The organism is Ruegeria sp. O11 (genome assembly GCF_056535285.1).
In genome coordinates, this window is the sequence record NZ_JBQERS010000008.1 from 1 (window position 1) to 13,370 (window position 13,370).

A 13,370-nucleotide genomic window follows, 5' to 3' on the forward strand; every position below is an offset into this window, starting at 1 on the left:
TCAGCACGCTGTGCGGCGTTATAGTAAATGCGACGACGATACTTCATGGGAAACACTCCATCTTTGCTCAAAGATTAAAGTGTTGCGTCCACCTGTTGAGGGCACCCCGCATATCGGCCATTCTTTAGACCCCTCGGTACCGCTCAGCTTTGAGAGATTGACTGTCTGCAAACCGACACGCACTCAATGAAGTGAACTGCGGTCAAATCTCAGGCAAATGTCCTCGAAAGACCTCGACCACACGCGCATACACGTCTCGTTTGAAGGGTACGATTTCATCAACGAGCCGTGACGGTGTCTGCCACTTCCAGTTGGTGAATTCCGGGTGCTCAGTTGCGATGTTGATCTGATCATCCCGCCCCAGAAACCGCATCAGGTACCATTTCTGCTCCTGCCCGCGATACCGGCCCTTCCAGATTTTGGGCACAATGTCATGCGGCAAGTCATAGGGCAGCCAGCCGTCGGTCTCGGCGATGACTTCGACCAGATCTGCGGTCACGCCGGTTTCTTCCCAAAGCTCGCGCAGGGCGGCATCGCGCGGGTCTTCGCCCTTGTCCACACCGCCCTGAGGCATCTGCCAGGCGTCTTTGTGGCGGTCGTTACGCTGACCGACAAAAATCGATCCCTCGGCATTCATTAGCATCAGCCCGACACAGGGGCGATAAGGAAGTTTTGCTATCTGGTCGGGGGTCATATGCGGCCTCATGAACATTCTTTTAAGCGTCTGTAGCAAGCACTGCGGCAAACGCAAAGGGAATGACGTTAGGTTTCGCGTGACAACGGTGACGCGAAGGTCAATCTGACGGACAAAGTCGGGAGGGAGAGTTTGCCATGACTGCGTACCCAAACATGCTGGCCCCGCTGGATCTGGGCTTTACCACGTTGAAGAACCGCGTGCTGATGGGCTCGATGCATACCGGGCTGGAAGAGACGGGCGACTGGAACCGTGTCGCCGAGTTTTACGCGGATCGCGCGCGTGGCGGTGTGGCCTTGATGGTGACGGGTGGAATTGGCCCGAACCTAGAGGGCTCGGTCCTGCCCGGGGCCTCGATGATGACCAATGAGACAGAAGTGGCAAACCATTCCATCGTGACCAAACGCGTTCATGAGGCGGGTGGCAAGATCGCAATGCAGATTCTGCATGCGGGGCGGTACGCTTATGGGCCGAAATGCGTCGCCCCCAGCCCGGTGAAATCTCCGATTTCTCCATTTCCGCCGCATGAACTGGACGAAGAGGGCATCGAAAAGCAGATCAGCGATATCGTGAATGCTGCTGTTCTAGCCCAGAAGGCGGGCTATGACGGGGTCGAGATCATGGGGTCCGAGGGGTATTTCCTGAACCAGTTCCTCGTGACCCACACCAACAAGCGCACCGACCGCTGGGGTGGGTCCTATGAAAATCGGATGCGCCTGCCCATCGAAGTGGTACGCCGCACGCGCGAAGCCGTGGGGACCGATTTCATCATCATCTATCGCCTGTCGATGATTGATCTGGTGCCCAATGGGTCGACCCATGACGAAGTCGTTGAACTTGCGCAGCGGATTGAGCAGGCCGGGGCCACAATCATCAACACTGGGATCGGCTGGCACGAGGCGCGGATTCCAACGATTGCCACCAGCGTACCCCGTGCGGCCTTTGCGTGGGTCACAAAGAAGCTGATGGGCAAAGTTGGCATCCCGGTGATCACCTCGAACCGGATCAATACGCCTGAAGTGGCCGAAGAGGTTTTAGCGACCGGCTGCGCAGACATGGTATCTATGGCCCGTCCGATGTTGGCCGATGCGGATTTCGTGAACAAAGCAATCGCCGGTGAGGCAGCGAAGATCGCCCCGTGCATCGCCTGCAATCAAGCTTGCCTGGATCATACCTTCAGCGGCAAGCTGACCTCGTGTCTGGTCAACCCGCGTGCCTGTCATGAGACCGAATTGGTGATCGGCAAGTCCGCGGTACGCAAGACCGTGGCCATTGTCGGCGCGGGACCTGCCGGTTTGTCGACCGCGATGACTGCCGCCCAGCGCGGCCATGACGTAACCCTGTTTGATCGCGCCGCCGAGATTGGCGGACAATTAAACATGGCCAAACAGGTGCCGGGGAAAGAAGAGTTCTGGGGACTGGTCGACTGGTACCGCACCATGATGGACGATCTGGGTGTGACGGTCGAACTGAACCGCGAAGTCAGCGCGGATGATCTCACCAGTTACGATGAAGTGGTCATCGCCACCGGTGTCACCCCGCGCGATCCGCAGATCCCCGGACAAGAGCAAGACAATGTGCTCAGCTATATCGACGTGCTGCGCGACAAGGCCGAGATCGGCAAATCGGTTGCTGTGATCGGGGCCGGAGGCATCGGGTTCGACGTCTCCGAATTCTTGCTGGAAGATGGCCACAGCCCGACCACGGAACTGCCTCTTTGGATGAAGGAATGGGGCGTCACTGACCCGGCCGAACATCGCTCGGGACTGGCACCCGAAGGTCCGCAGCCTGAGGCGCCCGCGCGGCAGGTCACGTTGCTGCAACGCAAAGCACAGCGTCACGGCAAGGGGCTCGGCAAGACAACGGGTTGGATTCACCGTGCGACCCTAAAGATGAAAGACGTTAATTTCGTAGGCGGCGTGAATTACGAGCGCATCGATGATGACGGCCTGCACGTGAGCTTTGGCGAAGCCCACGAAGACCCGACTGTGATCCCGGTGGATACGATCGTACTGTGCGCGGGTCAGGTCTCGGACCGTTCACTGGCAGATGAGCTAATTGAACGCGGGATAACACCTCATGTGATCGGTGGTGCAGATTTGGCCGCCGAGTTGGACGCAAAGCGCGCAATCAATCAGGGGACGCGGCTGGCGGCAACTTTCTAAATTGCATCGGATTGGCGCCAATCCGGTTGCCAATCCTTGCTATAGTCTCCCGTTTATCGTGAAGTTGGCACGATCAACACACGTTGTTTGAAACGGGACTATGAGTCAGGAGCCGTTCGTACCGCGCCGCAGCAACCTGCCGATTATAGCCGGGCAAGGTGCGCTGTCCGTCATGGCCTGGTCCATGGCCAGCCCGGCGATCGTATTGACTTTTCTTGCGGTGTCACTGGACCTGCCCGTCTTTTTGGCTGGCCTTTTGGTGACCATTCGGCACGCGGCGGGCACGCTTGCGGATATGTTCTTTGCACAGTCGATCACCCGACTTCCCCAAAAGAAGTCAGCCATCGCCCGGGCTGATCTGGTGGTTGCTATATGTTTTCTGATTGTCATTTTCGCCGTTACCTATGGCAGTAGACCGGTAACCATTGCAGCATTTGTTGTTGGGATATTCGTCATCGGCATCTTGGGAGAGATCAAGAGTCTGATGATCATCGATTTCATCAGCGACAATCTGACCTCAAAAGACAGGATGCGAATTAGTTATACGCAGAAGGCGCTTGGAGGCGCTGCAACGATTGCCATTGTACTGTTGCTGCATCAGCTATTTCAGGATGCCCCCGCACTGACACGACACAGCACAGTAGTCGGACTTGGTGCCACGTGCTTCGTTTTCTCAGCCTTATTCATGATGACTCTGCAAGAGAGATCGCCGGATCCTGCCGCGAGCACTCCGTCGTCGGCCAACACACGTTCGGAGGCGATGAAGGCATATTGGCGAGAGGCCAAGGTGCTGCTGAAAGAACGTTGGTTTCAGAAATACGTTCTGATCCGGCTTGCTTTTGTTCTGACTGGTCTGTCGGTTCCGTTCTACGCATTGCTGGCGGCAGAGGCGCACCACAGTTCGTCGCAGGGTTTGACAGCGCTTGTTGTATCGTCGGCAGCCGCATTGTTGGTGGCGTCGCCCCTTTGGAGGGCGCTCAGCAGTTATTCCAATCGAGTCGTCATGGTGGCCGGGGCGTCGATGGTTGCCCTTACAGGGATAGGGTTGGTAGCGATCCATCGTTGGGGATTTGATCACAACGTGCATCTGCATGCCGTGTCGCTGTTTATCGTAACTGTAGCCGTCACCGGGTTGGGCAGTGCTCGTGGGCTTTATTTTATGGACGTCGCCCCAAAATCCCAACGGATCGCGGCGCAAGCGATCTCACAAACGCTGGTGCGGGTTGCCGTCGTCGCCATCTCAGCGGCTTTGGCTGCGATTGCCCACATGAATGAAATCGTATGGGCGGTCGCTGCCATTTCGGCCGGTAGCCTGCTTGCGGTTGTGGCGATTCTGTCCTTTGTCGAACCGAGTATTCCGAAGGGCGCGAGGCAGGAAGAAAAGGCGTAGTTCGTTACGTTCTATCATGCGGCGCTGAGACACATCTGAGCCAAGTTCGATCCTCTCGTAGTATAAAGCCTTCTTGTTGCGCAAATGCGTAGTTCTCCTGCCCAAGTGGATCAGCCGACAGACGAGCGCGGTAGGACTCATATTCAGCAAGACTGGGAATGTTGTAGATTCCATAGGCTAAGGTCGATGACCCCTCGTGCGGTGCGAAATATCCGATCAGATCAGCCCCGCATCGCGGAATCGCCTGTCCCCAATTGCGCGCGTAGGTCTGAAACTGCTCTTTTTTCGTCGGATCGATCTGGTATTGGATTATACAAGTGAGCATAGACGCCTCCGGTTTATGATTGGCAAAGAATAACCTCTTGGATGCAGCTTATGTTTCGACTATGATCGAAGTATGCGAAACGGACCGGATATTGCACAGATCGCAGCGCTGATTGGCGATCCTGCGCGTGCCAATATGTTAACAGCACTGATGTCGGGCAAAGCGCTGACGGCTGGCGAACTGGCGCGTGAGGCCGGGATCAGCCCCCAAACCGCAAGCTCACACCTGAAAAAGCTGCTTGCAGGCAGCCTGGTCCGGGTGCGTGGACAGGGACGGCACAAATATTACGGACTGTCCGGAGAAGATGTGGCGCATGTGCTGGAAAACCTTATGGGGCTGGCTGAAGGGCGCGGCCATCTGCGGACGCAGACCGGACCAAAAGATGCGGAATTGCGGTCAGCACGGGTTTGCTACAACCATCTTGCGGGCAGCCGTGGGGTGCAGATGTTCACCGCCATGCAGAAACAAGGGTATCTTGAGACAACGGAGAAAGCGGTTCACCTGACCAAAGAGGGCACTCAATTCTGCACCGGCTTTGGCATCGATCTGGAAGGACTCGGCCGCAGCCGCGCACCGATTTGCCGTCCCTGTCTAGACTGGAGCGAACGGGAAACGCATTTGGCCGGCAAACTCGGCCGCGCCATGCTGACCCGCATGGAAGAGATCGGCTGGCTGGTGCGTATACCTGACAGCCGCATCATCCGCTTTACCCGAACAGGAGAAACTGAGTTCGACGCACAATTCAGCGCTTAACCACTACTCTACAGTGATTGTAATCACCTCTGAAACGATTGGCGTCGCGTGGGGCACATGACCCGCATCACCCAACACAAGCTGCAAAGTGTGTTCCCCCGGGCTCAATTCCAGCGTGACCTCGGTCTGGCCGCCGCCAAAGTGGATGTGATTGTCATCTGCGGGCAGCCCATAGGCCAGTTCATCCGCGCCGTCTTCACCCTGCCCCAACGGAGGACGATCAACCAGAAGGTGATGGTGGCCCGTGTTCTCCTTTTCGGTTCCGGCAGGAGCAACACCCATGCCACTTAGGCCAAACACGATCGTGACGGGTGATTGTACGGTGTCTCCGTCAGTCAGATTTGCGAAATAAACCCTGGCATCAGGGTTTGACGGCGTTTCTCCTCCGGCCGACGCGAGAGTTGCGGATAGGCACAGGACGGCAGCAGCAAAAAGGGCTTTCATGATCTCCTCCATGGTCACAAAAATGCCATTCTAATCATAGCACGATAGAGAAAAAGTCCAGATATCGGTTATTTGTGTTGGGTGTTTGGAATTGCAGCACGACAACTTCGGCGTTTCCCAGTCGCAAACGATCCCTATCAAAACCCTGATATTATCTCATGTCTGCCCAGTTCTCGCCCAGATTGATCGCGATAAAGAGACAACGAACAGAAGACCTGGGGAACGAGAATGGATCGACTGACCGAAATGGAGGCCTTTTCCAACGTGGTGGACCAGGGTGGTTTCACCGACGCGGCCAAAAAAATGGGTATCTCCAAATCAGCCGTGTCCAAACACGTGTCGAGCCTTGAGGCGCGGCTGGGTGCGCGACTGCTAAACCGCACCACACGCCGGGTTTCACCGACCGAGATTGGACTGGCCTATTATGATCGCGCCCGGCGCGTGCTCAACGACGCGGGCGAGGCAGATGCGCTTGTAACCTCGATGCAATCCGACCCTTCTGGTCTTCTGCGGATCAGTGTGGCGACGGATTTCGGTGTCAATCACCTGTCACCTGTGCTTTCGGAATTCCTGTCTGCCTATCCCGATATCACTGTAAACATGGTGCTGAACAACCGTTACGTCGAACTGATCTCGGAAGGCTTTGACGTGGCTGTGCGCATTGGGGAACTGGAAGACAGCACCTTGCGCGCCCGCAAACTGACCGAGACCGTAAAACGCATGGTCGTAGCGCCCAGCTATATCGAGCAGTTTGGGCGCCCGCAAAAGATCGACGACCTGAATGAACACAAGCTACTGCACTATTCGAGCCAGTCCTCGGGCAGCGTCTGGAAACTGACCGCGCCGTCGGGCGAGAAACGTCAGGTGCGCACCGCTGGTTGGTTAAGCGTAAATGACGGGCAGTCGCTGTTGAACGCCGCAATCTCGGGCCTTGGGATCGCACATCTGCCAAGCTATCTCTATGCCGACGCGCTGAAATCGGGCGAGGTGGTGGATGCGATGCCTTCGCTTCCGGACGAGGTACAAGGCGTTTACGCAGTTTATCCGCCGGGCCGGTTCACCCAGCCCAAGGTGCGTGCTTTCATTGATTTTCTAGTCGCGTCCTTCGCTGAAAAAGGCCCGATGGATTGGTAGAATTCTCCCTGTGGAACCTAAATGGCCCGCGCTGATCAGTGCGGGTCTTTTTTGTTTTGTCGCTCGTTCGATCTGAATCTGCCGGTCAAACCTCAGCAGGTGATACAGCCCGCTGATACAGGTGCCATGTGGTGTGACCCAGGATCGGCAGTGTAAAGACAAGTCCCAAAAACGCAGGTACAAGCGAAATCAGCATGGTGACCGAGATGATCGCAGCCCAGCCGAGCATCACCACCGGATTCTCGGAGACGGTGCGAACCGAGGTAAGCATGGCAGAGACGAAATTGGTTTCACGATCCAGCAGCATCGGCATGGCGATAACGGTTACCGAGAACAGCACAGCCGACAGAAACGCCCCGACGCAGGTGCCAATCGCAAGGAAGGTCCAGCCCTGCGGCGTGAAAAGCACGATGTTCAAGAACCCCTCAAAATCGGAAAATGACGCTTTTTGCAGAGTGATCGCCAGCCAAAGGCGGATTTGATAGGTCCAGACCCAGAATATGAACAGGGTGACGAAGGCCATCCAGCCCAGCTCGCGTTTGCGTTGATTGGCCATGACGGTGAGGATGTCGGACCACCCGAAGCTTTCCCCTTTTTGCAAGCGACGGGAAATCTCATAGAGCCCCGCGGCTGCGAACGGCGCGACCAGCGGGAAGCCGACAGCGGCAGGAATGATCATCCAGATCTTGCCAAGCCAGACCAGGCACCAGACGAACAGGATGCCGAAAACTGCATAGAACAGGCCGAAAAAGCCACTCATGACTGGGCGTGCGAGGAAGTCGGAAAACCCGGCCTTGAGCGATGCGGTGATATCTGCCGCTGTCAGCCTATTGACCTCGGGAATGGCTTGTTGTGGGGTCATATTATCCGGCGGTGTGGAATCGTCGGTCCTGGATGCCATGACGCACTCCTCCCAATGCATGGTGGCGGGTGGGACTGCCTGCCAACAAATCCGACGGCAAGGCAGATGCCCTGTTCATCTGCAAGTGTGCATCAGGGTGCGGCATCAGGGCAAGAGGGGCGCAGAGCGGTTGCGATGCCCGCGCCCGTCAGTTGACCAGCAACACCGCCTCGACCCGGCGATTAATATCTCGGCCCTCGGGCGTGGCGTTCGAGGTGATGGGCGCAAGATAGCCCACACCCTGCGCCTCGATCCGGTCGGCGGCAACACCATGCGCTTCAATCAGGCGCGCGCGCACGGCTTCGGCCCGTTTGGTACTGACCGCAATATTGGCCGGCAAGGCGCCGGTATCATCCGTGTGTCCGACCAACGCCAAGCGGGTCGATGGATTGTCGGCCAGATAACCCGCAAGCAGCGCCAGCGAGGCGAAAGGCCCCTCGCCCAGCGCGACTTCACCGGTGCGAAAGTGCAGGTCATCGAGAATGACGTGTCCGGTGCCGCTGAGATCGCTGAGCAACCCGGCCGAACCTTCAACAGTTTCCTCGATCACCAATGGCGGCGCGGGCTGCGTGCCCAGTGGGGTCACCCAGATCATCTGCACATAGCCATCCGGCGGATTACGGCTGACGAGCAGGCTCAGCACCTCGTCGCCGCGGGTGGCGGACAGAAAGCGGTAATCGTGGATCGCCACATACATGTCGGGTGTCGGCACCACTTCGGTGCCAAAGCGGAAATCGAACCCGCCACAATTGCGTGCCTCGCATTCAAACGCGATCTCGAAACCCTGCGCCTGAAGCTGATCCCGCAGAGGCGCAAGGATTTGCAGCGTTGTGCTGGACCCCGCCTGCAGCCGCCATGTCAGCCGCTTGACGCGCCCTTCGACGGTCCGCGACGGGACCGAGCCATCGGCAAACACACCGGTCGGCAAGTCATAGCTGTCAAGCGCGCTGGTGCGGTCAGATATCTGCCGGGCGCCCGCAGGAAAATTCAACTCCTGCGCCAAGGTAGGCGCGGCCAGCAAAGCAATACAGATGAACAGGGTTCGGATCATCGGAACTGTGCGTGATACTCGGGGTTCGGGACCATTGCAGTCGCGCTCGCCACGCGGTTGGTCATGTTGAAGAAACCGGTGACATTGGCAATATCCCAGATGTCGTGATCTGAGAAACCGACATCGCGCAATTGCTGGCGATCAGGCTCTTCGATTGTAGTGCTGGCAGTGGTCATTTTGGCGGCGAAATCCAGCATCGCACGTTGGCGCGCATCCAGTTTGGCGACGCGGTAGTTCATCACCAACATCTCGCCCAGTTGCGGATCACCCGAAAGCTGCCGCACCGCCGCGCCATGGGCCACGAGGCAATAGAAGCATTTGTTGATCGAGGACACCACGACCGCGATCATCTCGCGCTCCAGTTTGGACAGCCCGCTGTCGGCCAGCATCAGGTCATTATACATCGAAGTGAAGGCGTTCAGCTTGTCGATATCGAAGGCATAGGCGCGCAGGACATTCGGCACCATTCCCAGTTTCTCGACACAAATATCGAAGTATTTCTGCGTCTCTGGCGGTAGAGGGTCCACCATTGGCAGATCCAGGGCAGTGGGCATGTCCTGTTTGGTCAATTCGCTCTCCTCAGACGCGCTGGCGATAGTGGTATTCTCCATCGATCTTCATCCCAAGCGAGTGGTAGAGGCCATTGGCCCCCGCGTTCGCCTTGGTACAGATCACGCTAAGCGTCTGCGCGCCATTGTCCAGCGCCCAAAAGGCCGCGGCGCGCATGGCCCAGTTGCCCAACCACTTGCGGCGGTGGTCCGGCAGGATTTCCAGCGCGTGCACCATCGCGATACCGTCATGGATCGCCACAAAGCCCGTTCCTGCGGGTTGATCGCTGTGGCGCAACAAAAGGCCGGTCTTTGGGCCCGGTGCCCGGTACATGATGGCAATCCGCTCGGGGCCGATACCGCCCTGCGCCCAGATCTCGCGCATGATGGCCAGCGGTTCCCAGATGTTGAAAACAGTCACGCGCGGGATCGGGATATCGGTCAATTGCTGCGCCGGGCAGGAATAGATATTGACCGGATCGAGAATGTCGTAGCCGCGTTCGGCAAGCATCGCATCCAGTGCTTCATCCCTCGGTCGCAGGCAGAAGATGCGTTTCTGGCCCATCGCCTGCATGGCGCCTTCAGCCGCGTCGATATCGGCGCTGGTTACGTCCCCAATCCGACTGGCGGCGGATACGCGTGACCCTCCGCCCTGCCCTTGTCGCAGCCGAAATGGGCCTTGCGTTTGATAGCCTGCAGCAGGCCATGTGCCGTCAACAATTGCGGCCCAATCGGTGCTCAAAGCTCGATCTCTTTCGCGAGGCGGGTCATGGCGGCATCGATGCGCCCGCCATCGGTGCCGCGCACAACCACATTCGCCCCGAACACGCCATTTGTCTGAAACGGATAACATCCGATCGAGAGGTCGCTGAAATCTTTGGCGAGCGCGGCCAAGGTCGACGCTATATCGCCCTCACCTCTGTCCACTCGCAGAGTCTGCGACAACAGCGGGTTGCCTCCGGTAAGCAAAGGTAAAACACTCGCCACCATCGCCTGAAAAACCAACGGTACTCCGGCCATGACATGGACGTTTGCAATCGTAAAGCCGGGCGCGGTCGAGACCGGGTTGTCGATCAATTCCGCCCCGTCCGGGATACGCGCCATACGCAGGCGAGCGTCGTTCAGCTCCAGCCCGGACTTCTCGTAATGCGCTTCAAGCAGTGCCCGCGCGTCGGCGCGAACATCGATATGCGCGCCAAAAGCTCGTGCGATGCAATCGGCGGTGATATCGTCATGGGTCGGGCCGATGCCGCCACTGGTGAACACATGGTCATGGGCCTGGGACAGCGCCCTGACTGCCGCCTCAATCGCGGGCGCATCATCACTGACAATGCGCACCTCTTTCAGGTCGATGCCGTGTTTGGTCAGCTCTCCGGCCAGATAGTGCATATTGGCATCGCGGGTGCGGCCCGAGAGGATCTCATCCCCGATCACCAACATTGCAGCGGTTGGATTGGCCATGGTGCGCCCTCCCTCTTGATCGACCGTTAGGGCAGGTATAGGCCCTTGGCCATGCGATTTGAAACCCCCCTTGTCCCCGCCCGCCTGATCCGCCGCTATAAACGCTTTCTGGCCGATTGCAGGTTGGAAGACGGGCGCGAGGTGACGGCCCATTGCGCCAATCCGGGTTCGATGATGGGGCTGGCGGAACCCGGTGAGAAAATCTGGCTGGAGCCCAACGACGATCCCAAGAAAAAGCTGAAATACGGTTGGCGGCTGGTCGATCATGAAAACGGGCATTTTACGGGGGTCGACACATCCGTCCCGAACAAGGCGCTTCGGGCAGCGCTGGAGGCGCGCGAAATCCCGGAATTGGCGTCCTATGAAACCGTGCGCCCTGAGGTTAAATACGGTGAAAACAGCCGCATCGATTTCTTGCTGACCCAGCCTAGTTTGCCAGATGCCTATGTCGAGGTCAAAAGCGTCACCCTATCTCGCCAACCCGGTCTGGCCGAGTTTCCCGACAGCGTTACAACGCGCGGCACCAAACATCTGGGCGAACTGGCGGCTATGGCGGCACAAGGGCATCGGGCGGTGATGCTGTATCTGGTTCAACGGACCGATTGCGACCGGTTCGCATTGGCCGCCGATATTGATCCGGCCTATGCGGCGGCGTTTGAGGTAGCCACAGGCGTTGAGCGTTTTATCGTTGGCACCCGGATCACACCCGAAGGCGTCTGGGTCGAACCCGCCCGGCGATGGCACATGGGCTAGTACTTAATTTACTCAGCCCTATTTACTGGTTGCAAACCGCGCCCTCTGGTACTTTCTGCACAAGCAGCGTAAAAGAAGTGCTGCGCGAAATATTTGGAGTCTCGCACCGATGAAAGAACATCGTGGCCGTCTGACCAAGGATGGCATCCGTATCTACGAACAGAGTGACTTTGCCGGAATGCATGCGGCAGGGGCGCTGGCTGCGCAGATATTGGACGATATTGCTGATCATGTTTTTGTTGGTCAGACCACTGGTGCGATTGACGGGCTGATCACTCAGATGGTCGAGGACGCAGGCGCAGAATCAGCGACCATTGGCTATAAAGGTTATCAGCACGCAAGTTGTATCAGCGTGAACCATGTAGTCTGTCACGGCATCCCCGGCGAGAAGAAGCTGAAGGATGGCGATATCCTGAATATCGACGTCACTGTGATCGTCGATGGCTGGTTTGGTGACACCTCGCGTATGTACGTGGCTGGTAAGCTTCCGCGTAAAGCCGAGCGGTTGATTCAGGTGACCCATGATGCGCTGTTCAAGGGCATCGATATGGTCAAGCCGGGTAATACCTTCGGGGATATAGGCCATGCCATTCAGGCCTATGTCGAGGCGCACCGGATGAGCGTTGTCCGTGATTTCTGCGGCCATGGGCTGGGCCGTGTTTTCCACGCGCCGCCCAATGTCCTGCACTATGGCCGTCCGGGTACAGGCGCGGTTTTGGAAGAAGGCATGTTCTTCACCATAGAACCGATGGTCAATCTGGGCCGACCGGAAACCAAAACGCTGTCCGATGACTGGACTGCCGTGACACGCGACAAATCTCTGTCGGCGCAGTTTGAGCATTCGGTGGGTGTGACGGCCGATGGGGTTGAGATTTTCACGCTGTCACCGGGTGGCAAATATCATCCGACCTATTCGTCCTGATCGGTCGCCTGATCGCGTAACAGTTTCAACAGCAATGTCTCATCCCGCCAGGGGATCACCGCGTCGTTGATGAACACCGGCGCACGCAACGGTTTGGTCGTCGGTCCGGTGGTGGTGTCGGCATCCTGCGAGAATGCCCAGAGCGGAGGTGAGATAGCGCGGTCCATGGGCCGACCTTACCATGTTTCGCAGTCAGAGTCCCAAAAGCCCCGGCACATGTGACATATCCGTGAAGACCTCGGCCCCCAGCGTTGCCAGCCGCGCGCCGTCGTCGTGGGCTGCATAGGCGAGGCAGCGCATATTGGCACGGATGGCGGCGGTGACGCCGTTCTCACTGTCTTCGATCACGACCGGCGATTTGGCGCCAAATTGCTGCGCCGCTGTCAGGAACAGGGTGGGGTCAGGTTTACCTGAGCCCAGCACATGGGCCGAAAACATGACCGTGCTGAACCGCTCCCACAGACCGTTCTGACCCAGAGTAATCTGCATTTTCTCTGGCCTGCCATTTGAGGCGACACAATAAGGAATGCTGGCTGCATCCAATTGCGTCAGCAATTCTGGGATGCCTTCAACCAAAGGAGTGCCCGCTCGCAGCCTCTCATAGATTTCCGAGTAGATTTGATCGGTCCAGTCGTCAGGCAGATCCGCACCGAGATCGCGCGCCTTGTCTCGGACACCAGTCATCGTACCACCGACGAAAAGAGACATGCACTCTGCGAGGGTCAGGTGCAAACCATATTGGGCCAGATTGTCGATCATGACCTGATTGGACAGAACCTCGCTATCAACCAGAACCCCGTCGCAATCGAAAATGATCAGATCATGCATA

The 13,370-nt window shown here is 57.6% G+C and carries 16 protein-coding genes; 6 read left to right on the forward strand and 10 right to left on the reverse strand.

Features of this window, described 5'->3' with window-relative positions:
• Positions 1-202: 202 nt before the first annotated feature.
• The gene (locus tag ACRZ91_RS14715) at positions 203-694 is read right to left on the reverse strand and encodes an RNA pyrophosphohydrolase (RefSeq protein ID WP_480906632.1); all 492 of its coding nucleotides are present in this window, start codon (positions 692-694) and stop codon (positions 203-205) included.
• 137 nt (positions 695-831) lie between these two features.
• Between ACRZ91_RS14715 and ACRZ91_RS14720 the strand changes: the two genes are divergently transcribed.
• Together ACRZ91_RS14720 and ACRZ91_RS14725 are read left to right on the forward strand one after the other, a co-directional pair.
• Positions 832-2,859 carry an FAD-dependent oxidoreductase gene (locus tag ACRZ91_RS14720; protein WP_480906634.1) on the forward strand — a complete coding sequence of 676 codons (2,028 nt, stop codon included), beginning with the start codon at positions 832-834 and terminating at the stop codon, positions 2,857-2,859.
• A 100-nt stretch (positions 2,860-2,959) separates the two neighbouring features.
• Complete coding sequence (locus ACRZ91_RS14725; RefSeq protein WP_480906637.1) at positions 2,960-4,249, forward strand: permease; 1,290 nt, start codon at positions 2,960-2,962, stop codon at positions 4,247-4,249.
• Positions 4,250-4,253: 4 nt separating this feature from the next.
• Here the strand turns inward: ACRZ91_RS14725 and ACRZ91_RS14730 are convergent, their stop codons facing one another.
• Positions 4,254-4,574 (reverse strand): NIPSNAP family protein, encoded by a 321-nt coding sequence (locus tag ACRZ91_RS14730; protein WP_480906640.1) that lies wholly within the window; start codon positions 4,572-4,574, stop codon positions 4,254-4,256.
• 72 nt (positions 4,575-4,646) lie between these two features.
• Here ACRZ91_RS14730 and ACRZ91_RS14735 point away from each other — a divergent pair, with 72 nt between their 5' ends.
• A complete protein-coding gene (locus ACRZ91_RS14735) occupies positions 4,647-5,327 on the forward strand; it encodes an ArsR/SmtB family transcription factor (RefSeq protein WP_480906643.1) in 681 nt (226 codons plus the stop codon).
• Between the two features lie 3 nt (positions 5,328-5,330).
• Here ACRZ91_RS14735 and ACRZ91_RS14740 read toward each other — a convergent pair whose 3' ends face one another.
• Positions 5,331-5,771, reverse strand: a complete 441-nt coding sequence (locus tag ACRZ91_RS14740; RefSeq protein WP_480654742.1) for a DUF4399 domain-containing protein — start codon at positions 5,769-5,771, stop codon at positions 5,331-5,333.
• 228 nt (positions 5,772-5,999) lie between these two features.
• Here ACRZ91_RS14740 and ACRZ91_RS14745 point away from each other — a divergent pair, with 228 nt between their 5' ends.
• Positions 6,000-6,905, forward strand: coding sequence for a LysR family transcriptional regulator (locus ACRZ91_RS14745; protein ID WP_010438570.1), 906 nt, complete (start codon positions 6,000-6,002; stop codon positions 6,903-6,905).
• Positions 6,906-6,990: 85 nt separating this feature from the next.
• On the opposite strand, the gene ACRZ91_RS14750 is transcribed toward ACRZ91_RS14745, so the two are convergent.
• The 5 genes from ACRZ91_RS14750 to ACRZ91_RS14770 all read right to left on the reverse strand — a co-directional run bounded on the left by ACRZ91_RS14750 (position 6,991) and on the right by ACRZ91_RS14770 (position 10,866).
• Entirely contained in the window at positions 6,991-7,806 is an 816-nt protein-coding gene (locus ACRZ91_RS14750; RefSeq protein WP_480906648.1) for a DUF2189 domain-containing protein, read from the reverse strand.
• Positions 7,807-7,954: 148 nt separating this feature from the next.
• The gene (locus ACRZ91_RS14755; protein ID WP_480906651.1) at positions 7,955-8,857 is read right to left on the reverse strand and encodes an OmpA family protein; all 903 of its coding nucleotides are present in this window, start codon (positions 8,855-8,857) and stop codon (positions 7,955-7,957) included.
• A complete protein-coding gene (locus ACRZ91_RS14760) occupies positions 8,854-9,468 on the reverse strand; it encodes a peroxidase-related enzyme (protein ID WP_480654736.1) in 615 nt (204 codons plus the stop codon). The genes ACRZ91_RS14755 and ACRZ91_RS14760 overlap by 4 nt, the downstream gene beginning before the upstream one ends.
• Positions 9,437-10,147: a GNAT family N-acetyltransferase gene (locus ACRZ91_RS14765; RefSeq protein ID WP_480906654.1), complete on the reverse strand. Its 711-nt coding sequence runs from the start codon at positions 10,145-10,147 to the stop codon at positions 9,437-9,439. Before ACRZ91_RS14765 ends, ACRZ91_RS14760 begins: the two co-directional genes overlap by 32 nt.
• The gene (locus tag ACRZ91_RS14770; protein ID WP_260023383.1) at positions 10,144-10,866 is read right to left on the reverse strand and encodes a competence/damage-inducible protein A; all 723 of its coding nucleotides are present in this window, start codon (positions 10,864-10,866) and stop codon (positions 10,144-10,146) included. Before ACRZ91_RS14770 ends, ACRZ91_RS14765 begins: the two co-directional genes overlap by 4 nt.
• A gap of 51 nt (positions 10,867-10,917) precedes the next feature.
• Here ACRZ91_RS14770 and sfsA point away from each other — a divergent pair, with 51 nt between their 5' ends.
• Positions 10,918-11,619, forward strand: coding sequence for a DNA/RNA nuclease SfsA (gene sfsA / locus ACRZ91_RS14775; RefSeq protein ID WP_480906658.1), 702 nt, complete (start codon positions 10,918-10,920; stop codon positions 11,617-11,619).
• 109 nt (positions 11,620-11,728) lie between these two features.
• Complete coding sequence (map, locus tag ACRZ91_RS14780; RefSeq protein WP_480906661.1) at positions 11,729-12,541, forward strand: type I methionyl aminopeptidase; 813 nt, start codon at positions 11,729-11,731, stop codon at positions 12,539-12,541.
• Here the strand turns inward: map and ACRZ91_RS14785 are convergent.
• Positions 12,529-12,708 (reverse strand): hypothetical protein, encoded by a 180-nt coding sequence (locus ACRZ91_RS14785; protein ID WP_170541888.1) that lies wholly within the window; start codon positions 12,706-12,708, stop codon positions 12,529-12,531. The genes map and ACRZ91_RS14785 overlap by 13 nt on opposite strands.
• A gap of 25 nt (positions 12,709-12,733) precedes the next feature.
• Positions 12,734-13,369 carry an HAD family hydrolase gene (locus ACRZ91_RS14790; protein WP_480906664.1) on the reverse strand — a complete coding sequence of 212 codons (636 nt, stop codon included), beginning with the start codon at positions 13,367-13,369 and terminating at the stop codon, positions 12,734-12,736.
• Position 13,370: the final 1 nt, after the last annotated feature.